This is a genomic window from Salinimicrobium oceani, from assembly GCF_012037645.1.
Window position 1 is genome coordinate 1 of sequence record NZ_JAAVJR010001597.1, and the last position, 288, is coordinate 288.

Sequence of the window (288 nt, forward strand, 5' to 3'; positions counted from 1 at the left end):
TCCCAGGAAGTATAGGTATAAATCCCATTTTCATAAAATTTGTATTCAAAATGCTTCGGAAATTCCCCTTGGTCTGTTTTAACCATCTTTTCTTCTTCTTTCTTTTCTATCAAGCTCCCAAGGACATTAATAAAATTATGTCCGAATTGGTTTTTCCCAATTTCAGCTTTTTTGTCCGTCAAGTCGGAACTAAAAACAAATCCATTTATTCCTTTTGGTTTAATCCAGTTTCCTTTTAAAGAGAAACCATTCCCAATTTTTAATATTTCTTGGGAATCTACTGCCTTT

At 32.6% G+C, this 288-nt stretch carries 1 protein-coding gene; it reads right to left on the reverse strand.

Annotated elements, in window-relative coordinates; translation table 11 throughout:
* Window positions 1-288: hypothetical protein (locus tag HC175_RS23230; RefSeq protein WP_168140105.1), on the reverse strand; the 288-nt coding region annotated here is incomplete at both ends.